Origin of the sequence: Ketobacter sp. GenoA1, from assembly GCF_003671475.1 — a bacterium.
Taxonomy (GTDB): domain Bacteria; phylum Pseudomonadota; class Gammaproteobacteria; order Pseudomonadales; family Ketobacteraceae; genus Ketobacter.
In genome coordinates, this window is sequence record NZ_RCHM01000042.1 from 285,740 (window position 1) to 308,540 (window position 22,801).

Consider the following 22,801-nt stretch of genomic DNA (forward strand, 5'->3'; position numbering starts at 1 on the left):
AGGGCGTTAGCCAACCTTGTTTGGCAGTCCCTGTACAACCGTTTCCATTCTCCGTTCACTGGTAAGTCGATGACAAAATATATTTTTGTGACGGGTGGTGTTGTGTCTTCCTTGGGTAAAGGAATAGCAGCAGCCTCCCTGGCCTCTATTTTGGAAGCCCGTGGCCTTAAGGTCTCCATGATGAAACTGGACCCTTATATCAACGTCGACCCGGGCACCATGAGCCCCTATCAGCACGGAGAAGTGTTTGTCACCGAAGACGGCGCCGAGACCGATCTGGACCTGGGCCATTATGAACGCTTCATTCGTAACACCATGACCAAAAAGAATAACTTCACCTCCGGGCGGATTTATCTTGATGTCATTGAAAAGGAGCGTCGTGGTGATTATCTGGGGGCCACGGTGCAGGTGATTCCCCATATTACCGATGAGATCAAAAACCGGATCCTCAACAATGATCTGGGAGTGGATGTGCTGCTGGTGGAGATCGGAGGTACGGTGGGTGACATTGAATCCCAGCCTTTCCTGGAAGCAGTACGACAGTTGCGGGTTGAGCTGGGCTCCAATAACTCCGTCTTCATCCATCTGACCCTGGTGCCCTATATCGACACTGCGGGTGAAACCAAAACCAAGCCCACCCAGCATTCAGTTAAGGAATTGCGCTCCATCGGCCTGCAACCGGACGTGTTGTTGTGCCGTTCCGATCACAAGATTCCGGATTCCTCGCTGGCCAAGATCGCCCTGTTTACCAACGTGGAACGGCGCGCGGTGATTGGCCTGATGGATGTTAACACCATCTACAAGATCCCCTCGGTGTTGCATGCCCAGGGGCTGGACGATTTTGTGGTGGAAAAACTGGGCCTGGACTGCAAACCAGCCGATCTCAGCGAGTGGACCGGCGTAGTGGATGCACAGCTGAATCCGCAGCACGATATTACCCTTGCCATGGTGGGTAAGTACACGGATCTGGCGGATGCCTACAAGTCCCTGAACGAGGCCTTGTTGCACGCCGGTATCCGTACCCGCACCAAGGTCAATATTGAATACGTGGATTCCGAAGATCTGGAGCGCGATGGGGTGGAGTGTCTGTCCCGTTATGATGCCATTCTGGTACCGGGTGGGTTCGGTAAGCGGGGCACCGAGGGCAAGATTGCAGCGGTGCGCTACGCGCGGGAAAACAAGGTTCCGTATTTGGGAATTTGCCTGGGTATGCAGGTTGCCGTCATTGAGTACGCCCGGGGCATGGCGGGCCTGAGCGATGCCCACAGCACCGAATTCGTTGAAGATACCGCAACACCGGTGGTGGGCTTGATTACCGAGTGGCGTGAAGAGGACGGCTCCGTGCAGCAACGGGACGGGGATTCCGACCTGGGCGGCACCATGCGACTGGGGGCGCAGGAATGCCGCCTGGTGGATGGCAGCCGGTCGCGGGATTTGTACGGCAAAGAGGTGGTGTTTGAACGCCACCGCCACCGTTATGAAGTCAACAACAAGTATGTTCCTGCCCTGGAAAAAGCCGGTCTGCGGGTGGCCGGGCGTTCAATGGACGGGTCCCTGGTTGAGATGATTGAAGTGCCGGATCACCCCTGGTTTGTGGCCTGTCAGTTCCACCCTGAATTTACGTCAACCCCCCGCGACGGGCACCCGTTGTTTACCGGGTACATCAAGGCAGCCAAGGTGCATAAAGACAGCAAGCTGGGCAGCAAAGATTAGGCGTACATTACCAATAACGCCGCAGGCGTGGATGCAGTGTGGAGCAAAGGGAACTCACAATGAGCAAACAACCCCAGAAAGTGATCGAGCTGACCACCCCGAAAGGGGAGGTCATCAAAATGGCCAACGATCTGCCTTTCGTGCTGTTTGGCGGCATGAATGTGCTGGAATCCAGAGACCTGGCCATGGAAATCGCCGAAAGCTACGTGAAAGTGACGGAAAAGCTCGGTATTCCCTACGTTTTCAAGGCGTCTTTTGACAAGGCCAATCGCTCGTCGGTGAGTTCTTTCCGCGGGCCGGGCCTGGATCAGGGCCTGAAGATATTTGAAGAAATCAAATCCACCTTCGGTGTGCCCATTATTACGGATGTGCACGAGCCCCATCAGGCCGGGCCGGTGGCGGAAGTCTGCGACATCATCCAGTTGCCGGCGTTTCTCTCCCGGCAAACCGATCTGGTGGTGGCGATGGCGCAAACCAAGGCCATCATCAACGTCAAGAAGGCGCAGTTCCTGGCACCGCGGGAGATGAAACACATCATTCGCAAGTGCGAAGAGGCCGGTAACGACCAGGTGATCCTGTGTGAACGGGGCTCCAGCTTCGGTTACAACAACCTGGTGGTGGATATGCTGGGCTTCGGCATCATGAAAGAGTTCGGCAATCCGCTGTTTTTTGACGTCACCCATTCCCTGCAAATGCCCGGCGGATTAGCAGAGGCCGCCGGCGGCCGCCGCGCCCAGGTTACCGAACTGGCTCTGGCCGGCATGAGCCAGCGCCTGGCCGGCCTGTTTCTGGAAGCACATCCAGACCCGGATAAAGCCAAGTGCGATGGCCCCTGTGCCTTGCGCCTTGCCATGCTGGAGCCGTTCCTGGCCCAGGTGAAAGCGTTGGACGAATTGGTGAAAGGCTTTACAGAGCTGGACACCCACTGATTTAATTTACGTATCACATTTGTCATAGGAGACATCCTGATCATGCCTAAGATCACTCAAATCCGCGCCCGGGAAGTGCTGGATTCACGAGGAAACCCCACTGTAGAAGCGGACGTTATTCTGGAATCCGGTGCGGCGGGGACTGCCTGCGCGCCGTCCGGTGCCTCCACCGGATCCCGTGAGGCATTGGAGTTGCGCGATGGTGACAAGTCCCGCTATCTGGGCAAGGGTGTCTTAAAAGCGGTAGCGGCCGTTAACAACGATATTCAGACCCTGCTCAAAGGTAAAAATGCGCTGGATCAACGTGCCATCGACCAGGCCATGATCGATGCCGATGGAACCGAGAACAAATCCAAATTCGGTGCCAATGCGATTCTGGCGGTTTCCCTTGCCGTGGCCAAAGCCGCAGCGGTGCACAAGCAGGTGCCTCTGTTCCAGCACATCAGCGAAGTGATGGATGGCAAAGCGGGCCCTTACAGCATGCCGGTTCCCATGATGAACATCATCAATGGTGGTGCCCACGCCGACAACAACGTGGACATCCAGGAGTTCATGATTCAACCGGTGGGAGCGCCGAATTTCGCAGAAGCCCTGCGCTGCGGAGCGGAAATTTTTCATGCCCTTAAATCCGTTCTCAGCGCCAAGGGGTTGAATACAGCGGTGGGGGACGAAGGTGGTTTCGCGCCTAACCTGTCTTCCAATGAAGAAGCGCTTAAAGTTATTTCAGAAGCGGTGGAAAAAGCCGGATACAAACTGGGCGAAGATGTGACCCTGGCGCTGGATTGTGCGGCAACGGAATTCTACAAGGATGGCAAATACGTTCTGGCCGGCGATAACAAATCCCTGACTTCAGCGGAATTTGCTGATTATCTGGCGGATCTGTGCAGCCGTTATCCCATCATCTCCATTGAGGACGGCCTCGATGAGGGGGATTGGGATGGCTGGAAAGTGCTCACCGAAAAGCTCGGTGAGAAAGTTCAACTGGTGGGGGATGACCTGTTTGTTACCAACACCAAGATCCTGAAAGAAGGCATCGAGAAAGACATTGCCAACAGCATCCTGATCAAGTTCAACCAGATCGGTTCCCTCACCGAAACACTGGACGCCATTAAAATGGCGAAAGATGCCGGTTACACCGCCGTCATTTCGCATCGCTCCGGCGAAACCGAAGATGCCACCATCGCTGATCTGGCGGTGGCAACGGCGGCAGGCCAGATCAAGACCGGCTCTTTGTGCCGTTCCGACCGGGTGGCCAAATATAACCAGTTGTTGCGTATTGAAGAGGTGATCGGAGAGCAGGCCCCTTATAAGGGTAAAGCCGAATTCCGCGCTTTCAAATAAACAGCATCCCTTATGCCATTGCAGACGCCAGGCCATCCGGTTTGGCGTTTTCCGTGAGTCTTTTGTCGCTTGACCAATCAAGGCTAAGGCTCCATTCTTAAGCGCATGTTCCGCCGATGCTGACAGTACAGCAATAAAAATGACCGAAAACAGTCAACAGTCATGGTTTACGTTACCCCGGTTTTTATTCTGGGTGTTGGTGATCTGTTTCTTTGCCCTGCAGTTACGGTTGTGGATAGGGGAAGACAGTCTGGCTGATATCTGGCGCCTCAAGGGTGAAATTGAGCGTCAAGAGCAAGAGAACTATTTGGCGGCGGAACGTAACAAGAGATTGCGGGCGGAAGTAAAGAACCTCAAGGAAGGGTTGGATGCCGTTGAGGAGCGGGCTCGTACACAATTGGGGATGGTGAAAGAAGATGAAACCTTCTTTCTGATAATAGACGACGACCAGCAGTAAAATCACATGAACGCTTCTACTCGTATATGGTGCGTAGTGCCAGCCGCAGGTGTGGGGAAACGCTTCGGCTCGGCAATGCCCAAACAATACCTGCAATTGAACGGTAAAACCGTGGTTGAGAACACACTGGAGCGCTTGCTTTCCCTGAGTGAGATCAGCCAGGTTGTTGTGGCGATCAGTGCCGAAGACAATCATTTCAAATCCCTGAAGATTGCCAGGGATAGCCGTATCAAGACCGTGATTGGGGGGGCTGAACGTTGCCATTCCGTGTTAAACGGCTTGCGCTATGTCACTGAGCTGGGCAGTGATCAGGATTGGGTGCTGGTACACGATGTGGCCAGGCCCTGTGTCCGTGCCGACGATGTCCGGAAGCTGATCCGGCAGGTGGAACAGTTCGATGCAGTGGGCGGTATTCTGGCCAATCAAGTGCGGGACACCATGAAGCGTGGTAACCGCATTAATCAAATCGAGGCCACCGTGGACCGCAGTCAACTCTGGCATGCCCTGACTCCACAGTTGTTTCGTCTGGGTGATCTGCGTCGCGCCATTGAGTCTGCACTGGATGAAGGCCTCTTGGTGACGGATGAATCCGCTGCCATGGAACGGCTTGGTCATCACCCCCTTCTGGTAGAAGGTATGCATGACAACATCAAGATTACCCACCCCCTGGATCTGGCTCTCACTGAACTGTATATTCAGCGGCAATGATACAACCACTACCGGAGCCAGGTAAGCAAGCATGATTCGAATCGGCCATGGTTTTGACGTCCATCGTTTTGGTAGCGGTGACCATTTGATGCTGGGAGGCGTGCGCATTCCCCATGGGCAGGGCTTTGTTGCCCATTCCGACGGCGACGTTGCTTTGCATGCCCTGGCGGACGCTCTGCTGGGGGCGGCGGCGCTGGGGGACATCGGTCAGCATTTTCCCGATACGGATGCCCGCTACCGGGGTGCCGACAGTCGGCAGTTGTTACGTACCGTGGTCGCTCGTTTGGTGGAAGCGGGTTATCGGGTGGGCAATGTGGATATCACCATCGTCGCGCAGGCCCCCAAAATGGCGCCTCATATTCCGGCCATGCGCCAGCACATCGCCACCGATCTAGAGGTTGCGCTGACGGCGGTCAACGTGAAAGCCACCACCACCGAAAACTTGGGTTACACCGGCCGCAAAGAGGGCATTGCCGTGCACGCTGTGGCTTTGATCTGCCCATTGTGAGCGAGTTGCATCAGGGGCTGCCTGCCCATGGACTGGAGCATGCGCCTTATGCCGGTGGTGTGCCAACAGCCCAAGCCGACTTTAAAACCTGTGCCGGGGATTTCGTGGTGGAGGAGGTGTTGGGTTTTGAGCCCAGTGGTGATGGCGAACATCTGTTCCTGTTGCTGCAGACCGATGATCACAACACCCGTTACACCGTGAAGTGTCTGGCTCGACTGTTTGGTGTGTCCCAGCGCCAAGTGAGTTACTCCGGCCTTAAGGACCGGCGTGGCCTTACCAGCCAATGGTTTTCCATTCATCTGCCGGGAAAAGACCCGCAGCCGGATCAGCAACAATTGGCCGCGCAGGGGATCCGCCTGTTGCGATTTGGCCGGCACCACCGCAAGCTTCGTATCGGAACCCATAAAAGTAACCGCTTTTTTATTCGTCTGCGTAATGTACGAAACCCAGAGGATCTGCAGTCGCGGGCCGCCGCTGTGGCAGCCTCCGGTGTGCCGAATTATTTTGGGCCGCAACGGTTTGGCCATCATGGTGCCAACATCGACGAAGCGCTGGCATATGCCGGGGAAGGCAAATTACCGGAAGATAGAGCGCAACGCAGTCGGGTATTGACCACCCTGCGCAGCTGGCTGTTTAACGGAGAATTGGGGCAGCGGGTTCGGGCCGGTACCTGGCAAGCATGGCAGCCGGGGGACCCCATCATGCTCGATGGCAATCAGAGTTACTTTCACGAGGCGGCGTGGAGCACAACCCTGCAGGCCCGTTATAACGGCGGCGATATTCATCTCGGGGGCTATCTGGCGGGGGCTGAAAGCGCAGGGGTGCCGCCTTCGATTCTGGCGCTCTTCAAGCTGGCAAATATGAAGGTTGATGTGCGGGCGTTACGGCTACTGCCTCACAACCTGGTGCTGGGGTCCGATACGCTGGGTGAAACCCTGGAGTTTGAACTGCCAAAAGGAGCCTTTGCCACCACGGTGTTGCGGGAATTAGTCAAGCTTAAGGATCTTTCTATCCTCCAGGCAAAATAAAGCCACAATTCGACTCGCCGTTTTCAACACCTTCTTTTACAATGAATTACTTGAATAACAAGAATTTATTGAGATGATTGACGTACACGGGATGAGGACCAGCGAGTGAACGATTCTTTTCTGGCAGCAACGGGGCTGAATGGTATCGGCATGACGTCACAGCGTACCCGGGATCGCTTGATAGCGCGTTTGCAGGATCAGGGGATCTGCAATTACGCGGTTCTGGAAGCAATTCGCAGTGTGCCCCGGCACTGGTTCGTGGATGAGGCGCTGGCGCATCGGGCCTATGAAGACACCGCGCTCCCCATCGGGCATGGCCAGACCATCTCGCAACCGTATATTGTTGCCCGCATGACGGAACTGCTGATTGAAGGGGCGCCTCTGGACAAAGTGCTGGAAATCGGTACGGGCTCAGGCTATCAGACTGCAGTCCTGGCGCGGTTTGCCAAAGAAATTGTTTCCCTCGAGCGTATCAAGGTACTGCAGGAAAAAGCACGTCATCGTTTGCGCGCATTAAAGATTAATAATGTCATGCTTCGCTATGCGGATGGCAGCGTGGGGTTGCAGGAAAAAGCGCCTTTTGACGGCATCTTGGCGGCGGCCGCTCCCGCCGATGTTCCTCAGGAACTGCTGGAACAGCTGGCGATTGGCGGCAGGTTGGTAATTCCCATTGGGGAGCATGAGCAGAAGCTGTTTCGTATTACACGAACGGAACAGGGATATGAGCGGGAATTTATCGAAGATGTGCGTTTCGTGCCCTTCCGATCCGGCCTGCGTTGAGTAATCCCCAGGCGCGCCATTCACCCTCTCCCGAACCAGGTAGTTCAAACATGGAAAGCCCATCGGCAAAAGATTTCGTCTGGATTTATGTAAAGGGCATGGCCATGGGGGCGGCGGACATCGTACCCGGTGTGTCCGGGGGTACTGTGGCCTTCATCACCGGCATTTATGAACGGCTGATTGACAGCATTGGTGCAATGGGGCCCAAAACCATTGGGATTCTGTTGAAGCAGGGGCCGTTAGCGGCATGGCGTTCAGTGGACGGTAATTTCCTGTTGACCCTGATGCTGGGCATTCTCACCAGCATATTCACATTGTCCAAGATTCTGTCTCATCTGCTGAAAACGCAACCGGAGCTGCTGTGGTCGTTCTTCTTCGGCCTGATTCTGGTTTCCGCCCTGTACATTGGCAAACAGATTCCCCGATGGCAGCTCAACACTGTTCTGGGGCTTGCCGGAGGCGCGGTTACTGCGTTTCTGATTACCACCGTGTCCCCCCAGCAAATAGCCCTCAATCCGCTGACCCTCTTTATCGCCGGTGCCATTGCCATTTGTGCAATGGTGTTACCGGGAATCTCCGGCTCCTTTATTCTGCTGTTGATGGGCATGTACGCCCATGTGATCGGTGCAGTGAAATCCCTGGAGCTGATTAATCTGGCGATATTCGCCGCGGGCTGTGTTTTTGGCTTATTACTGTTTACGCGACTGCTGTCCTGGTTGCTGCATCACTATCACAATCTTACCATGGCGGTGTTAACGGGATTCATGCTGGGATCGTTGAACAAAATCTGGCCCTGGAAGCAAACGCTCACCACCAGAATCAATAGCCACGGTGAGACGGTGCCGGTAGATCAGGCCAATGTCCTGCCGCAAAGCTACCTGGAACTCACCGGGCAGGATCCCAAGCTGATGCTGAGCGTTCTGCTGATGGTGTTTGCGGTGGTCCTGGTGTTGTTTCTGGAGCGCTTGGGAAAGACGAAATCCAGTGAACCAACAGCGGATCATTAGTTCAGATTTGAACAAATAGTGATCAGCTAGTGTGAATTCGTTCAAAAAACGGTTAGATTTTGTCGTAATAAGCCTAAGAGGTTTATGAATTTTGATTCTAAAGTAATTTAGGCGAATTTGTGATCTGAACAGGAGCGGGTGGGCGGAGCAGCATAGTGTTTCTGAGGAAGAAGGCCGTTATTAAGTGCTTACAGGTGATGGGGCTTGCGTGCCTGCTATGCGCTTGTGGCCCTTCCCGCTATGAGCCCATCAGAAACGTATATCGTTCTCCAGCCCCCGTCACTCAAGGCTCTCACCAGGTTAAGGCCGGTGAAACTTTGTACTCAATCGCCTGGCGCTATAATCGTGATCACGAAGAATTAGCCAAAAGTAACGGCATTTCCGCCCCTTACCGCATCTACCCCGGACAGGTTATCAGCCTGGAATCTTCCACTGTAGCGCGCAGCCGCAGCCCTCAAGCACCCACTCAACGTACGACATCCAAACAAACAAGTCGTTATAAGAAACCGCAAACCAATACCAAACCGGTCCAAGAAAAAGTTGCAAATCAAAGACATAAAAAGGTAGATATGTCTTGGAGCTGGCCAACAAAAGGTCCTGTGATTGAATCGTTCTCGTTATCGGGGCGGATCAATAAAGGGATCGATTTAGCCGGCAGGAAAGGAGAACCTGTATTTGCAGCGGCGGATGGCAAGGTTGTCTATAGCGGAACCGGTTTGGTGGGCTACGGCAATCTGATCATCATCAAGCACAACGAAACGTTCTTGAGTGCCTATGCCCACAACAGCCGATTACTACTGAGTGAAGGTGATATCGCTAAAGCTGGGCAGAAAATTGCCGAAATAGGTTCTACCGGCGCAAATCGTGACAAGCTGCACTTTGAAATTCGTCGCGATGGAAAGCCGGTTAATCCGATGACGTATTTGCCAAATCGCTGAGTGGGACGGCAGGCAAGCATATTTACTGCTCTGTGAGCAGACTTACAAGCACGGGGCCGCATCAATGTGGGCGGTGATAAAAACTAAATAGCGCGGGAAGATAGCAATGATGCAAGCAGAGCGGGAAGACAATCCAGACTTGGAATACGTAGAAGAAGACACTGATCTTGAGGATGCGTTCGAAGAACGTGCTGCCGAATTGCGTGACAAACGCAGCGGCTCGGATGACAGTGATGATGATTCCTTTGTGGCTCAACCAGGCATGCAGAAAACCCTGGACGCCACCCAACTGTATCTCAATGAAATAGGCTTTTCGCCGCTGCTAACCCCGGAAGAAGAGGTTTATTACGCTCGCCGTGCGTTGCGTGGTCATGAAGATGCACGTAAACGGATGATTGAAAGTAACCTGCGACTGGTGGTTAAGATTGCCCGGCGCTATGTCAATCGCGGATTGTCCCTGTTGGATCTGATTGAGGAGGGCAACCTCGGTTTGATCCGGGCGGTGGAAAAATTCGACCCTGAACGGGGTTTCCGCTTCTCGACCTATGCCACCTGGTGGATTAGACAGACGATCGAGCGGGCTATCATGAATCAGACGCGGACCATCCGCCTGCCGATTCATGTGGTCAAGGAATTGAATATCTATTTACGTGCCGCCCGTGAACTGACCCAGAAGCTGGATCATGAGCCCAGTGCAGAGGAAATCGCGGAGTTGCTGGATAAGCCCCTGGAGGACGTTAAGCGGATGCTGGGGTTGAACGAGCGGGTATCGTCGGTTGACACACCCATGGCCCATGACTCCGACAAGTCTCTGTTGGATACCATTGCCGATACCAATGTATCTGATCCTGCAGAGTTGTTGCAGGATGCAGACTTGCGCTACAGCATTGATTATTGGCTGGATCAACTGCCCAGCAAGCAACGGGAGGTGATAGCCCGGCGGTTTGGTTTGCGTGGGTATGAAATGAGCACGCTGGAAGAGGTGGGGCTGGAAATAGGGTTGACCCGGGAACGAGTCCGACAGATCCAGGTGGAAGCACTCAAACGACTTCGGGATTTGCTTGAGAAGCAAGGCCTCACAGGTGAAGCTATCTTTGGTGGCTGATCCAAGACATTGCTGACAGCTTTTAGCACAAACACAAAACGCGCCCAATGGCGCGTTTTGTGTTTGTGGGATGTATGCGTGTACTTTTGTGAGATATTTCCTGCAGTTGTGTAGGTCTGAGGATGAAATATACACAGGCGCCGCTGCCAATGTTGTCTAACTTGTTGAATTTTAAGTACTAAATGAGGCGGCTGTAATAAGGCAGGTCAAGGGGAAGGTGCGCGAGTATTGTTTTAGTATTCGGCCAGGGTAGACTTCTCAAGTCGGCAGGAGCAGACGTAAATGGATGAGCCTGATATGGAAGAAGAGCTTGCCAGGAAGGCATTCAGGAATTCTCAAGGATGAATCAGAAGCAAAATAATTGCTTCAGGGAATTCATGGAAGATGCAGGGAGCCACGATAGTGTGCTGTAAGGGATACGGTATAAGAGCTTAGGAAAAGTTCGAAGCGAGGTGGGCGGTTGAACCGCCCTTCTTTGTTTTTTCCAAAGAATACTTCAAATTTCTATATTGCACATCATAGGACATAATCCCTGGTCTGTGTAGGAAATATCTTACATCTGTGTGCGAGACTCAAAGTTTCTACCTCTGAAAAGCCCATTCTTACAAAGTTGTCTCATCATAAAATATTGATTTTAAAGGCTTAAATATAATTGTTCGACAATCGAGTTCAAATTGTGTCGATTTGTAATGGTGTTGTTTTGCGTGCTGTGGAGTATGATTTCCATGTCGGCAGGATGCTGATTCAAGGACACGATCAGGATGATCGTCAGGGACATTAGGCAGGAAGCCTGGGTAAGGATATCCAAGCGAGGTGGGGCGGTGTAAAAACCGCCCTTCTTTTTTGTGTTGGGATAATTGGTTGGGAAATTATTTATCCAGGTACTGGATCTTGCCTTCAACACCATCCCACTCTTCAGCATCGGGCAAGGGGTCTTTCTTCTCGGTGATATTGGGCCAGGTCTCGGCTAATTCAGCATTCAGCTCAACAAACTCCTGCTGATCGGCAGGCACTTCATCTTCAGAATAAATGGCGTTTGCCGGGCATTCAGGTTCACACAGCGCGCAGTCGATGCACTCATCAGGGTGGATAACCAGGAAGTTGGGTCCTTCGTAGAAGCAGTCCACTGGACAGACTTCAACACAGTCCGTGTATTTGCACTTTATGCAATTATCGGTAACAACGAATGTCATGAATTAGCGCCCTCTACTAAATTTTACGCCGGGGAGTCTACTGCCTATATGAACCACAGGCAACTCAAATTGTGCTTTGTCCATAACCCTCAAGCCGTTGGTATACAAAAGCTTGCGCGCTATGACTTTTCGGTCATTTCTTTTAGCTTATACACCAAATCCAGCGCTTGTCTCGCATTGATGCAATCCGGGTCCAGTTTGCCCAGCATCTCCACCACCGGGTGGGGGGGCGCAGGCTCTGCAAACAGATCTGACTGCAACGGTTGATTGGCATGGGTCAGCGCCTGATTATTCAGATCCTGCTTTTCCAATTGCGCCAGTTTTTTACGGGCATTGGTGATGACATTTGCAGGTACACCGGCCAGCTTCGCCACCTGTAAACCATAGCTTTGGTTGGCGGGGCCTTCCATCACCTTGTGCAAAAACAGAATGGTATCCCCCTGCTCTTTGGCCGCCAGGTGTACATTAACCACGTTGGGTGCCTGATCCGGCAACTGGGTCAACTCGAAATAATGGGTCGCAAACAGGGTCAGCGCCTGTATTTTGACGGCCAGGTGATTGGCACAAGCCCAGGCCAGAGAAAGCCCATCGAAGGTGCTGGTACCGCGGCCGATTTCATCCATCAGTACCAGGCTCTGACGGGTTGCGTTATGCAGAATGTTGGCGGTCTCGGTCATTTCCACCATAAAGGTGGAACGGCCACTGGCCAGGTCGTCAGAGGAACCTATGCGGGTAAAAATGCGGTCCAGGGGGCCAATTTTGGCTTGGGCTGCCGGTACGAAACTGCCCACGTGGGCCAGGATGGCAATCAAAGCAATCTGGCGCATGAAGGTGGATTTACCGCCCATGTTGGGGCCGGTGATCACCAGCATGCGACGGTAACTGTCCAGCCGCAGATCGTTGGGTATAAATGCGTCAGAGAGCACCTGTTCCACCACCGGATGACGGCCGGCTTCGATCTGCATGCCGGCTTCATCAGTCAGCGTGGGCCTGGACAGCGCGAGCGTATCGGCACGTTCGGCCAGGCAGGCCAGAACATCAAGCTCTGACACCGCCATAAAGCTGCCCTGCAGTTCAAACAGTTGCTCGGCCAATCGATCCAGCAGGGAATCGAATAAGGACTTTTCCCGCGCCAGAGCCCGGCTCTTTGCACTCAGGGCTTTGTCTTCGAACGCTTTGAGTTCCGGGGTGATATAGCGTTCAGCATTCTTCAGGGTTTGGCGCCGAATATATTCTTCCGGCGCCTGTTTTGACTGGGCTTTGCTGATCTCAATAAAGTAACCGTGGACCCGGTTGTAACCGACCTTCAGCGTTGTCAGTCCCGTGCGCTCCCGTTCCCGCTGCTCCAGATCCACCAAAAACTGGCCGGCATTTTCACTGATGGCGCGCAGCTCATCCAGTTCGGCGTCAAAGCCTTCCGCGATGACACCACCATCCCGAATCAGCACCGGAGGGGTGTCTATAATGGCTGTATTGAGCAGCTCGGCCAATTCCGGGTATTCACCGATGTCCTCTGCCAGATGCGTCATCACGGTGGAGTGAATGGCCTTTATGGCCTCTTGCAGAGCAGGCAGGGCATTAAAGGCGTCGCGTAACCGTGACAGGTCCCGGGGCCGGGCTGATTTCAGGGCTACCCGCGCCAGGATGCGTTCGATATCCCCAATTTGCTTGAGTACCGCTTGAATGGGTTCGTACTGGTAGTTGTCCAGCAGGGCAGATATGGTGTCCTGCCGTTGTGTTAACTGTTTTCGGTTGCGTATCGGGCGATGCAGCCAGCGGCGCAGCATGCGCCCCCCCATGGCGGTTTTGGTCTTGTCCAAAACCCAGGCCAACGTGTATTTGTCTTCGCCATGAATGTTTTCGGTCAGTTCCAGGTTGCGCCGGGTGGCGCTGTCCAGCACCACACAATCGCTCAATGTCTCCACTGCCAGGCCACGAATGTGAGGCAGGGCGGCTTTCTGGGTTTCTTTGGCGTATTGCAGCAGGCAACCGGCAGCAGCGATGGCAATGGTCATGCTGTCACACCCGAAGCCGCCCAGATCCTGGGTCTGGAACTGCTGCACCAGGGCCCGTTGTGCTGATTCCTGGTCAAAGTCCCAGGCTGGGCGTGAACGCAGGCCTTTGCGCCCGGACACCAGGCTGTAAAGGTGAGAGTCCTCCGTCACCAATAACTCGGCAGGGTTCAGGCGCGCCAGTTCCGCCATCAGGGCGGCTTCCCCATCGACCTCTGAGACGAAAAACCGGCCACTGGAAATGTCCAGATGCGCGATACCGAATTTGTCCAGGTGCTGGGTGATGGCACACAACAGGTTATCGTATTTTTCATCCAGTAAGGCTTCATCACTGACCGTGCCGGGGGTGACCACCCTGACCACTTTGCGCTCTACCGGCCCCTTGCTCGCTGCCGGATCACCGATCTGTTCCGCCACTGCCACGGATTCACCCATCTTAACCAGGCGTGCGAGATAGTTTTCCGCAGCATGGTAAGGCACCCCGGCCATGGGAATCGGCTTGCCCGCTGACTGGCCCCGTTGTGTCAGGGTAATATCCAATAAATCGGCGGCTTTTTGTGCGTCTTCGTAAAAAAGTTCGTAAAAGTCGCCCATGCGGTAAAACACCAGCTCATGGGGGTGATCGGCCTTGATGCGCAGGTATTGCTCCATCATCGGGGTGTGTTTTGATTGTTGTGCTTGTGCTGCAGACATGCTGTTTTCTGATGGGCCCTGAGTTGAATAATCAAAAACTGGCATTGTACCCTGTCTGGGTGGGTTTGAAAGAACTAGAAGGCTAAAATGGGTGGTGTTGGACAGGCAGAAAAGTCAGTTCGGTTAACTACCGAAAATAGGGTGGATTCGGCGTGGTTCCAGGGGCATTAAACCAGTAGAATTCAGGACAATTTTCTCACGTAGAACAGTCAATGTTGTTGTACTCGGATCAAGTGCTGTTGATTGAAGCGCTGGCAACACAGCTCGGTGCTTTGTTAACAGACCAGGACAAAAAAATAGTTACAGCGGAATCCTGTACCGGTGGTTGGGTATCCCAGGCGATCACTCAGGTGGCCGGTAGTTCAGGCTGGTTTGATCGAGCCTATATTTCATACAGTAATCAGGCCAAGCGGGATATGCTGGGTGTGAAGGTGCGCACGCTCAACAAGTATGGCGCCGTCAGTCGCGCCGTGGTGGAAGAGATGGCCGCCGGTGCGTTGAAGAAATCCGGCGCTGATTTTTCGGTTGCCATCAGCGGTATTGCCGGCCCGAATGGCGGCACGGACGACAAGCCCGTTGGCACCGTCTGGTTGGCCTGGCATGTGGGAGGGCAACTGGACGCCTCCCTGGCGGTGCTGCCCGGCAGCAGGCGTGATGTGAGGGCGGCAGCCGTCACCCTTGCCCTACAGGGCTTGCTGGTGCGAATTCGCCGCTGGCTTGCTGAACAGCCGTCCCCGGCCGCGCTATCCACAGCAGCCCAGAAAAAAGAATTAACGCAATTACTTGATGATTCAGAATAATACTGTTTAAATATACAGTAATTGATTGGGTAGTCGAATAACTGTGAGGAATGATTGATGGATGACAACAAGAAAAAGGCACTGGGTGCTGCGCTGTCTCAGATTGAGCGGCAGTTTGGTAAGGGTGCGGTTATGCGCATGGGCGATCAGGAATTGCAGGCGATTCCCGTCATTTCCACAGGTTCACTGGGGCTGGACATTGCCCTGGGTATCGGGGGCCTGCCCAAGGGACGAATTGTTGAAATCTATGGTCCCGAATCTTCCGGTAAAACGACCCTGACATTGAGCACCGTGGCACAGGCGCAAAAGCAGGGCTTAACCTGTGCCTTCGTGGATGCGGAGCACGCTCTGGACCCTATTTATGCCCAGAAGCTGGGAGTGAATGTTGACGACCTGCTGGTTTCCCAGCCCGATACCGGAGAGCAGGCGCTGGAGATCACCGATATGTTGGTGCGCTCCAACGCGGTTGACGTGATTATTGTGGATTCAGTTGCTGCCTTGGTGCCAAAAGCGGAAATCGAGGGTGAAATGGGTGACAGTCACGTAGGCTTGCAGGCACGCCTGATGTCGCAGGCGTTGCGTAAGATCACCGGCAGTGTCAAGCAGGCCAATTGCCTGGTGGTATTCATCAACCAGATTCGTATGAAAATTGGTGTTATGTTCGGTAACCCGGAAACCACCACCGGCGGCAATGCACTGAAATTTTATTCTTCTGTCCGTCTGGATATTCGACGTACCGGAGCAGTGAAGCAAGGTGAAGAAGTGGTGGGTAATGAGACCCGCGTTAAAGTTGTGAAAAACAAGGTGGCACCTCCCTTCAAACAGTCTGAATTCCAGATTTTGTACGGGTCGGGTATTTATCATATGGGCGAGGTGCTGGATTTAGGTGTGGCCTGTGGCCTGGTGGACAAATCGGGTGCCTGGTATTCCTATCAGGGTGATAAGATCGGGCAGGGTAAAGCCAATGCGGCCAAGTTCCTTGAAGATAACACGGACATCGCCACTACCATTGAGCAGGAAATTCGCAACCAGATGTTGAGCGTTAAAACACCGATAAAGGATGAAGAAGCTCTGGCAGAAGCCTGATGTAATCGTATTCGTTTAAAACAATGTCCAAAGTTGTTTAGCCGACGCAGTAATGCGTCGGCTTTTTTGTTTTGGATCAACGCTTTGAGGGGACTTTGCCCGCCCGTATGCCTGGCGTTGACGTGGGTCAAGATACCTTGTTCGGGTTTCAGCATAATGCACAGTGTATGACACTCGTAAATATTCAGTGGTAGCGGGAATACTCTATGCGTTTGGTGAAAGAAGAGTCAGGTCAGGATTCACTATGGGACAGTGAGTTTATCAGGCTGCACGATGTAGCGGGCCCTCGTTATACCTCCTACCCTACCGCGTTGCAGTTCCATGAAGAATTCACCGATCAGGATTACAAAGATGCGGTAGGCCGTAGTAATGCCTCCCGCATGCCGCTCTCCCTGTATGTGCACTTACCGTTTTGTGCATCCCTTTGCTATTACTGCGCCTGCAACAAGGTTATTACCCAAAGTGATGAGAAAAAGCGCCGCTATCTGGATGCATTAATCAAAGAGATCAGATTAAAGTCGAAGGATTTCGATGCTGCGCGCCCGGTTTATCAGATGCATTGGGGTGGAGGTACACCGACCTATTACAGTGATGCCGAGTTGACAGAGCTGTGGTTTGAGATTGGCCGACATTTTCATCTGGTGGAACCCGAACGGGGTGAATACTCCATCGAGATCGATCCCCGCACCATCGATGGGAACAAGCTTGGTTTACTCAAGGGGCTTGGTTTTAACCGGATCAGCCTGGGCATTCAGGATTTTGACCAACGGGTTCAGGAAGCCATTAACCGGGTGCAGTCTTATGAGCAGATCAGAGACTTGCTGCAGGCGGCCAGAAACTATCAGTATCGGTCTGTTAACTTTGATCTGATCTATGGATTACCGCACCAGACGGTTGCATCGGTTCGCGAGACCATAACAAAAGTAATCGACCTGTCACCGGATCGAATTTCTTTGTTTAATTACGCTCACCTGCCGCAGCGATTTAAATCCCAGAGTTTGCTGCCGGAAGAAGCGCTGCCCCCGGCGGAAGAAAAGCTGCAAATATTATGTGACGCCTCCAATCAGCTTATGAATGCCGGTTATGTCTATATCGGAATGGATCATTTTGCCAAACCAACCGATGAGCTGGCACTGGCGCAGGCAGAAGGCAGTTTGCACCGGAACTTTCAGGGATACACCACCTTTAAAGACGCTGATCTGGTTGGGCTGGGGGTATCATCCATCAGTCTGATCAACAATATTTACTGCCAGAACACCAAATCCATCACTGAGTATCAGGGTCTTGTGGAGGAAAACAACTCACCACTGAATGCGGGCGTGGTGCTGTCAACCGATGATGAAATCCGTCGCGCGGTCATCATGTCACTTCTGTGTCAGAACTGGCTCATTCCGACCCAGATAGAAGCGCAGTTTGGTATTCGTTTTGAACACTACTTTTCAAGTGAAATCAAAAGCTTGAATGAGTTTGTGAATGCCGGGCTGTTGTCCCTGCAAAACGGTGTGTATAACGTCACCCCCAAGGGGCGCCTGGTGGTGAGGAAGATATGCATGCTGTTTGATGTCTATTTGCCGCAACATGTGAAAGAGGGAAGACGTTTTTCAAGAGTTCTCTAGGTGTGTAAAACCGTGTTAGTATCGCTGAACTAGTTCAATGAGTACGACTGCCCCAGTTATTCAGCACGGAATCACCTATGTCTTCAGAGCACGAATCCCAGAACCGCGTTCCTACCCGCAATATCAACGTATCCTGCACGGATTGTAGCCTGAATCCCATATGCCTCCCCGTGGCGGTAAGTAACACCCAGCTTAACGAGCTGGATAACATTATTAAGCGCAGCAAGCCGTTGAAAAAAGGCGAGCACCTGTTTCGCGCCAGTGACCCCTTTGCATCGATCTTTGCGGTTCGCAGCGGAACCATCAAAACCTACTCGGTGACGGAAGACGGTGAAGAGCAGGTAACCGGTTTTTATCTGCCGGGGGAAGTGTTGGGCGTGGATGGAATCAGCACCAATATTCATTCCAACTCGGCCAAGGCACTGGAGACGGCAGCAGTATGTGAGATACCGTTTGATAAGCTGGAAGTGCTTTCAGCCCAGATACCGTCTTTGCAACGTCATTTCTTTCAATTGATGAGTAAAGAGATTCAGGCAGACCAGCAGTTGATCATGTTGCTCAGTAAGAAGAGTGCGGAAGAACGCATCGCATCGCTTCTGTTAAGTATTTCTACCCGGCATACAAAACGTGGATTATCTGCTTCCGGTTTTCGGCTGCCCATGTCGCGCAACGACATCGGTAATTTTCTGGGGTTAGCGGTAGAAACCGTTTCCCGTGTCTTCACCCGTTTGCAGAAACAGGGCGTTATCTTCGTTGATGGCAAGGAAGTGGAAGTCCTTGATATGCAGGGCCTGTGTCACATGTCCAATGGCATGGAGTCAAAGGTGAAGTCCGCTTGAGATCGGCCTTCAGGCCTGCAAGAGGCGCACCTTGCGGTGCGCCTTTTTTGTTTATCCAATGGGGATGGTTTTCGGTTTGGGGGCTTCCTGTGGGGCGCTTTTCTTAACAATCAGTTTGAGCACGCCGTTTTCGAATGTCGCCTGTACCGCGCCATCATCGACATGGTCCCCCAGGGTGAAACGCCGCACAAATTTGCCATAACGCCGCTCAGAGCGAATCTGTTTGTCGCCTTTCTCCTCGTGCTCGCTTTTGCTGTGGGCTTCAATGGACAGCACACCATCGTGTAGCGATACATCGATGTCTTCTTTGCGGATGCCAGGCAGTTCCGCACTGATGCTGTACTCTGATTCGTTCTCGGAAATATCAGTGGCCGGCATATTGAAAGCCTCGTCAGCAAAGGCGGGAAATCCACCGCTGCTGCGCCCGAAGAAGTTGTCCACCAACTGCTGGAAATTGTCAAATCCGCGTAACGAGTTGCTCATTTGTTTTGACGTAGTCATGTGATTCCCTCCGCTAGGTAAGTGTTACAGGGATGTTTATAAGGCCGGCCGGGAAAATTTCAATTGATGTGCATCAACTTCATCAGCACTGTGTCTGCGTACTGTATTGACTCAAAAAACCAAATGTTGGTCCTTATTGACAGTGACAGGGCGGTGATTTTATTGTTCTATGTCTAAGCTGAGTGGTTTAATTTTGTGCTACACGAGAGTTGGCTTGGTTAAATGGCCGGTAGGTTGTTTAAATTCTAATAAAATCATAGTGATAGAGAGCTTGGTATGACGATGGAATTCGTGGATGTGTTGATTATCGGTGCTGGCCTTTCCGGTATTGGGGCCGCCTGTCATCTGCAGAAAAAACTGCCTGGAAAATCCTACGCCATACTGGAAGGCCGACAGGCGATCGGTGGGACCTGGGATCTTTTCCGTTATCCCGGCATTCGCTCGGATTCTGATATGTACACCCTGGGCTACAACTTCAAACCCTGGACCAATCCGAAAGCCATTGCCGATGGCCCTGATATTCGAACGTACATTCAGGAAACAGCCCGTGAGTACGGAGTGGAAAAACATGTGCGCTTTGGGCATAAGTCCTTGAAAGCCTCCTGGTGCACTGATCGTGCAACCTGGACAGTGGATGTGCAAAAAGTGGATAGCGGTGAGGTAATTCAGATCGAATGCCGGTTCTTGCTGGGCTGTACCGGTTACTACAATTATGCAGCGGGTTATACCCCCGAGTTTCCCGGGCGCGATCGCTTCGAAGGCCAGATAGTGCACCCACAGCACTGGCCCGAGAACCTGGATTACAGTGGTAAGAAGGTTGTCGTTATTGGCAGTGGCGCCACCGCAGTGACCCTGATACCGGCCATGGCTGAGAAGACGGCTCATATCACCATGCTGCAGCGGTCGCCATCTTATGTTGCCAGTGTGCCGTTGCGGGACAAGCTGTCAAACAAACTGCGCAAGTATCTTCCCGCCAAAGTGGTTTACCGTATGGCCCGTACCCGTAATGTGGGCTTCCAGATGTTCTTTTACAAACTGGCGCGGGCCAAACCGAAGGCGATCCGTCGCCTGCTGTTATCCCAGGTGCGCCGTCAGGTGGGTGACAACTTCGATATGAAGCACTTTTCTCCCAGCTACAATCCATGGGATGAGCGATTGTGTGCAGTACCCAATGGTGATTTGTTTAAGGCGATTCGCCATGGTAAGGCTTCGGTGGTGACCGATCATATCGACACCTTCACGGAGAAAGGAATTCTGCTGAAATCAGGGCAGGAATTGGAAGCGGATATCATCATCACAGCGACCGGTTTGGATTTGCAATTGTTGGGTGGCATGGAACTGGAGATGGACGGCAAACCGTTACAGATGTCGCAAACCATGAACTACAAGGGGGTTATGTTCAAGGACATCCCCAATTTCGCCATGGTGTTTGGTTACACCAACGCCAGCTGGACGTTAAAAGCCGATATTACACTGGAGTACCTGTGCCGCCTGCTGAAAACCATGGACAAAAAAGGCATGCATCAGGCAACTCCGCGCCTCTCCGACAGCTCGGTTCATGAAGTGCCGTTTCTGGACATGCAGTCCGGCTATGTAAAACGAGCCCTGCCCAAGCTGCCTCGTCAGGGCAACAAGGCTCCCTGGAAACTGCACCAGAATTATGCTCTGGATCTGGCGATGCTGCGCTACGGTGAGGTGGATGACGGCGTTATGACGTTTTCCAATCCAGGGTAATCAATTCGGACTAAGAATGTGCTTGTCTTGTTTATGAAATAGTTGCTTGATATGTATCAATATGACGCGGCCCGGCATCTGCCAAAGTCTCAGTCATAACAACCGGGAGGAAGATTATGAGCAAGCATGAGTATATGGAAAAGCTGAAGCAGCAATTGGCGGAATGGGAAAACGATATTGAACGTTTGGAATCCAAGCTGGATGAGGCTCAGGGTGAGTACAAGCAAAAACTGGACAATACCCTCAGTGAACTGAAAGAGAAGCGTGCCGAACTCAAGGTCAAGTTCGATAAACTGGAAGATGCCGCTGAAGAAGCCTGGGAAGATATCAAGGAAGGGGTCGAGTTAGCCTGGGATTCACTGAAACTCGGGTTTCTGTCTGCCAAGTCCGAGTTTATGAGCAAGAAGAAAGACTGACCCTTGTGGTATAGCCCGTAACACGAAAGCCCCGCTTATGGGGCTTTTTCATTTCTACTGAATTTGTGTAGCATTACCTGCAATGCCCGAGCGCCGTAGGGCTTCCATTAACAACATGGGAACTTGAAATGGGAAAGTTAGCTGACTTGGTGTCGGAAGACCTGTCCTTTGCCGAAAAAATAAGTATCAATCTGCGTAAAGTTGGCCTGGCCGGTGTCGGGCTGGCCAGTATTGTGGATTCAGAGCGTACACGTTTATACCGACAGATTATGGAAGTGGGGCACGCCTACGGTCGATCCGATACTATTGTTGGGCGTCTCAGTACGTTGGGAACCGGTACCGTGAATTTGGTTTTGGAAGAGTCGCAACGGGTTTTCGATGAGTTGGTGGAAGAGGGCGAGCAGGCACTGAACCGAAGCAAACCGCCTGCGGTAATCGTGCCGCCACCGCGGAAAATCACTCAGTCCCGGCCGGTGGCGAAGAGCAGGGCACCGGATAGCCCGATGTTGAAGTCGGCCCAGCAAAAAGTTGCCAAAGCGGCGTCTCAGGCCGCACCGGAGCGGCTGGCGGCGGAGCTGAAACAGAGGCTGGAGCGGGCCAGTCAACAGGTGGCTGGATTGCAGGCGGGTAAACAGCAAAAGCTGGAACTGACTGCGCTGCTGCGCCAGGTTCAGGAAGGGGATGTCAAAGGCCGGCGCCCGGCCAAAACCAAGCCGGAGGCCCAGGCCGAGTTTGATGCCCGCCGCCAGTTGAAGGGCATGACGCCGGAAGAGGCCTTGAATCGCCTGGAAAGCCTGGTGAGGCGCCTGGCCTCGGAGACGGTTGCCTGACTGTTATGGAAGCCGAACAGGCCATTCGGGAGAAACTGATTCAATTGCTGGCGCGCAGGGATTACAGCGCGCGCGAGCTGATCACACGTTTGGCGTCAAAGTTTGATCCCGAGCTGGTGGAACAGGTATTGGACGGACTGGTGCAGCAGGGCCTGCAAAGTGACTACCGGTTCGCCGATTCTCTGGTTAGGGGCAGGATCAGCCAGGGCCATGGCCCCATTCGCATTCAATCGGAACTGAAACAGAAAGGCATTGCCCAGGACCTCATCCAGCAGGCGCTGGCCGAGCATCCGGTGGACTGGTTTGAGCAGGCCCTGAACACCTTTCGGCGCCGGTTTGGCGACCATCAAACCACAGATCTCAAGGTACGGGCCAAGCAGATGCGGTTTTTACAGTACCGTGGCTTCACCCTGGAACAGATACGTTATGCCCTGGATTTTGACCCAACGGACCCCTGAAGATACCATTATTGGCCCCGCCTGGATGCAATAGCCGTAATAGATGGTAAACTGCGCACCTTGCAGACAGCCTCGTTTCACGGCCGGTCTCCCCTAAATTACCCATACA

The 22,801-nt window shown here is 53.0% G+C and carries 22 protein-coding genes; 19 read left to right on the forward strand and 3 right to left on the reverse strand.

What is annotated here, in order from left to right; translation table 11 throughout:
- The first annotated feature begins 69 nt into the window (after positions 1–69).
- The 11 genes from D9N13_RS15370 to rpoS all read left to right on the forward strand — a co-directional run bounded on the left by D9N13_RS15370 (position 70) and on the right by rpoS (position 10,514).
- Positions 70–1,713, forward strand: a complete 1,644-nt coding sequence (locus D9N13_RS15370) for a CTP synthase (RefSeq protein ID WP_290591896.1) — start codon at positions 70–72, stop codon at positions 1,711–1,713.
- A gap of 59 nt (positions 1,714–1,772) precedes the next feature.
- Positions 1,773–2,642: a 3-deoxy-8-phosphooctulonate synthase gene (gene kdsA / locus D9N13_RS15375; RefSeq protein ID WP_290591898.1), complete on the forward strand. Its 870-nt coding sequence runs from the start codon at positions 1,773–1,775 to the stop codon at positions 2,640–2,642.
- 42 nt (positions 2,643–2,684) lie between these two features.
- Complete coding sequence (gene eno, locus D9N13_RS15380; protein WP_290591900.1) at positions 2,685–3,983, forward strand: phosphopyruvate hydratase; 1,299 nt, start codon at positions 2,685–2,687, stop codon at positions 3,981–3,983.
- Between the two features lie 139 nt (positions 3,984–4,122).
- Positions 4,123–4,440, forward strand: coding sequence for an FtsB family cell division protein (locus tag D9N13_RS15385; protein ID WP_290591902.1), 318 nt, complete (start codon positions 4,123–4,125; stop codon positions 4,438–4,440).
- A gap of 6 nt (positions 4,441–4,446) precedes the next feature.
- Positions 4,447–5,148 (forward strand): 2-C-methyl-D-erythritol 4-phosphate cytidylyltransferase, encoded by a 702-nt coding sequence (ispD, locus tag D9N13_RS15390; protein WP_290591904.1) that lies wholly within the window; start codon positions 4,447–4,449, stop codon positions 5,146–5,148.
- A 34-nt stretch (positions 5,149–5,182) separates the two neighbouring features.
- Positions 5,183–5,656 carry a 2-C-methyl-D-erythritol 2,4-cyclodiphosphate synthase gene (gene ispF / locus D9N13_RS15395; RefSeq protein WP_317622526.1) on the forward strand — a complete coding sequence of 158 codons (474 nt, stop codon included), beginning with the start codon at positions 5,183–5,185 and terminating at the stop codon, positions 5,654–5,656.
- Complete coding sequence (gene truD, locus D9N13_RS15400; RefSeq protein ID WP_290591908.1) at positions 5,653–6,684, forward strand: tRNA pseudouridine(13) synthase TruD; 1,032 nt, start codon at positions 5,653–5,655, stop codon at positions 6,682–6,684. Before ispF ends, truD begins: the two co-directional genes overlap by 4 nt.
- 150 nt (positions 6,685–6,834) lie before the next feature.
- On the forward strand, positions 6,835–7,464 hold the full coding sequence (locus D9N13_RS15405) for a protein-L-isoaspartate(D-aspartate) O-methyltransferase (protein WP_290593092.1): 630 nt from the start codon (positions 6,835–6,837) through the stop codon (positions 7,462–7,464).
- 50 nt (positions 7,465–7,514) lie between these two features.
- Positions 7,515–8,471, forward strand: coding sequence for a DUF368 domain-containing protein (locus D9N13_RS15410; RefSeq protein ID WP_290591910.1), 957 nt, complete (start codon positions 7,515–7,517; stop codon positions 8,469–8,471).
- A gap of 197 nt (positions 8,472–8,668) precedes the next feature.
- Positions 8,669–9,409 (forward strand): peptidoglycan DD-metalloendopeptidase family protein, encoded by a 741-nt coding sequence (locus tag D9N13_RS15415; RefSeq protein ID WP_290593094.1) that lies wholly within the window; start codon positions 8,669–8,671, stop codon positions 9,407–9,409.
- Between the two features lie 109 nt (positions 9,410–9,518).
- Positions 9,519–10,514: an RNA polymerase sigma factor RpoS gene (gene rpoS / locus D9N13_RS15420; protein ID WP_317622527.1), complete on the forward strand. Its 996-nt coding sequence runs from the start codon at positions 9,519–9,521 to the stop codon at positions 10,512–10,514.
- Between the two features lie 869 nt (positions 10,515–11,383).
- On the opposite strand, the gene fdxA is transcribed toward rpoS, so the two are convergent.
- Positions 11,384–11,707, reverse strand: coding sequence for a ferredoxin FdxA (gene fdxA / locus D9N13_RS15425; RefSeq protein WP_290591914.1), 324 nt, complete (start codon positions 11,705–11,707; stop codon positions 11,384–11,386).
- A gap of 119 nt (positions 11,708–11,826) precedes the next feature.
- A complete protein-coding gene (mutS, locus tag D9N13_RS15430) occupies positions 11,827–14,412 on the reverse strand; it encodes a DNA mismatch repair protein MutS (protein ID WP_290591916.1) in 2,586 nt (861 codons plus the stop codon).
- A 212-nt stretch (positions 14,413–14,624) separates the two neighbouring features.
- On the opposite strand from mutS, the gene D9N13_RS15435 reads away from it, so the two are divergent.
- From D9N13_RS15435 to fnr, 4 genes are all read left to right on the forward strand, one after another.
- A complete protein-coding gene (locus tag D9N13_RS15435; RefSeq protein WP_290591918.1) occupies positions 14,625–15,212 on the forward strand; it encodes a CinA family protein in 588 nt (195 codons plus the stop codon).
- Positions 15,213–15,269: 57 nt separating this feature from the next.
- Positions 15,270–16,298 (forward strand): recombinase RecA, encoded by a 1,029-nt coding sequence (recA, locus tag D9N13_RS15440; RefSeq protein ID WP_290591920.1) that lies wholly within the window; start codon positions 15,270–15,272, stop codon positions 16,296–16,298.
- Between the two features lie 206 nt (positions 16,299–16,504).
- On the forward strand, positions 16,505–17,914 hold the full coding sequence (gene hemN / locus D9N13_RS15445) for an oxygen-independent coproporphyrinogen III oxidase (RefSeq protein WP_290591922.1): 1,410 nt from the start codon (positions 16,505–16,507) through the stop codon (positions 17,912–17,914).
- Positions 17,915–17,991: 77 nt separating this feature from the next.
- Complete coding sequence (gene fnr / locus D9N13_RS15450) at positions 17,992–18,753, forward strand: fumarate/nitrate reduction transcriptional regulator Fnr (RefSeq protein WP_290591924.1); 762 nt, start codon at positions 17,992–17,994, stop codon at positions 18,751–18,753.
- Between the two features lie 51 nt (positions 18,754–18,804).
- Here the strand turns inward: fnr and D9N13_RS15455 are convergent, their stop codons facing one another.
- On the reverse strand, positions 18,805–19,254 hold the full coding sequence (locus D9N13_RS15455) for an Hsp20/alpha crystallin family protein (RefSeq protein WP_290591925.1): 450 nt from the start codon (positions 19,252–19,254) through the stop codon (positions 18,805–18,807).
- Positions 19,255–19,530: 276 nt separating this feature from the next.
- Here D9N13_RS15455 and D9N13_RS15460 point away from each other — a divergent pair, with 276 nt between their 5' ends.
- The 4 genes from D9N13_RS15460 to D9N13_RS15475 all read left to right on the forward strand — a co-directional run bounded on the left by D9N13_RS15460 (position 19,531) and on the right by D9N13_RS15475 (position 22,692).
- On the forward strand, positions 19,531–20,988 hold the full coding sequence (locus D9N13_RS15460) for a flavin-containing monooxygenase (protein ID WP_290591927.1): 1,458 nt from the start codon (positions 19,531–19,533) through the stop codon (positions 20,986–20,988).
- A 116-nt stretch (positions 20,989–21,104) separates the two neighbouring features.
- On the forward strand, positions 21,105–21,404 hold the full coding sequence (locus D9N13_RS15465) for a hypothetical protein (protein WP_290591929.1): 300 nt from the start codon (positions 21,105–21,107) through the stop codon (positions 21,402–21,404).
- 128 nt (positions 21,405–21,532) lie between these two features.
- Positions 21,533–22,234, forward strand: a complete 702-nt coding sequence (locus tag D9N13_RS15470; protein WP_290591931.1) for an acyl-CoA-binding protein — start codon at positions 21,533–21,535, stop codon at positions 22,232–22,234.
- Between the two features lie 5 nt (positions 22,235–22,239).
- On the forward strand, positions 22,240–22,692 hold the full coding sequence (locus D9N13_RS15475) for a regulatory protein RecX (RefSeq protein ID WP_290591932.1): 453 nt from the start codon (positions 22,240–22,242) through the stop codon (positions 22,690–22,692).
- The last annotated feature ends 109 nt before the right edge of the window (positions 22,693–22,801 follow it).

Coding starts and splice junctions, on each gene's coding strand:
- D9N13_RS15470 (WP_290591931.1), top strand. CDS start 21,533: ATGGGAAAGTTAGCTGACTTGGTGTCGGAAGACCTGTCCTTTGCCGAA.
- hemN (WP_290591922.1), top strand. CDS start 16,505: ATGCGTTTGGTGAAAGAAGAGTCAGGTCAGGATTCACTATGGGACAGT.
- D9N13_RS15370 (WP_290591896.1), top strand. CDS start 70: ATGACAAAATATATTTTTGTGACGGGTGGTGTTGTGTCTTCCTTGGGT.
- fnr (WP_290591924.1), top strand. CDS start 17,992: ATGTCTTCAGAGCACGAATCCCAGAACCGCGTTCCTACCCGCAATATC.
- recA (WP_290591920.1), top strand. CDS start 15,270: ATGGATGACAACAAGAAAAAGGCACTGGGTGCTGCGCTGTCTCAGATT.
- kdsA (WP_290591898.1), top strand. CDS start 1,773: ATGAGCAAACAACCCCAGAAAGTGATCGAGCTGACCACCCCGAAAGGG.
- rpoS (WP_317622527.1), top strand. CDS start 9,519: ATGCAAGCAGAGCGGGAAGACAATCCAGACTTGGAATACGTAGAAGAA.
- D9N13_RS15460 (WP_290591927.1), top strand. CDS start 19,531: ATGACGATGGAATTCGTGGATGTGTTGATTATCGGTGCTGGCCTTTCC.
- D9N13_RS15415 (WP_290593094.1), top strand. CDS start 8,669: ATGGGGCTTGCGTGCCTGCTATGCGCTTGTGGCCCTTCCCGCTATGAG.
- D9N13_RS15435 (WP_290591918.1), top strand. CDS start 14,625: ATGTTGTTGTACTCGGATCAAGTGCTGTTGATTGAAGCGCTGGCAACA.
- mutS (WP_290591916.1), bottom strand. CDS start 14,412: ATGTCTGCAGCACAAGCACAACAATCAAAACACACCCCGATGATGGAG.
- D9N13_RS15455 (WP_290591925.1), bottom strand. CDS start 19,254: ATGACTACGTCAAAACAAATGAGCAACTCGTTACGCGGATTTGACAAT.
- D9N13_RS15410 (WP_290591910.1), top strand. CDS start 7,515: ATGGAAAGCCCATCGGCAAAAGATTTCGTCTGGATTTATGTAAAGGGC.
- D9N13_RS15385 (WP_290591902.1), top strand. CDS start 4,123: ATGACCGAAAACAGTCAACAGTCATGGTTTACGTTACCCCGGTTTTTA.
- eno (WP_290591900.1), top strand. CDS start 2,685: ATGCCTAAGATCACTCAAATCCGCGCCCGGGAAGTGCTGGATTCACGA.
- D9N13_RS15465 (WP_290591929.1), top strand. CDS start 21,105: ATGAGCAAGCATGAGTATATGGAAAAGCTGAAGCAGCAATTGGCGGAA.
- ispD (WP_290591904.1), top strand. CDS start 4,447: ATGAACGCTTCTACTCGTATATGGTGCGTAGTGCCAGCCGCAGGTGTG.
- D9N13_RS15475 (WP_290591932.1), top strand. CDS start 22,240: ATGGAAGCCGAACAGGCCATTCGGGAGAAACTGATTCAATTGCTGGCG.
- fdxA (WP_290591914.1), bottom strand. CDS start 11,707: ATGACATTCGTTGTTACCGATAATTGCATAAAGTGCAAATACACGGAC.
- D9N13_RS15405 (WP_290593092.1), top strand. CDS start 6,835: ATGACGTCACAGCGTACCCGGGATCGCTTGATAGCGCGTTTGCAGGAT.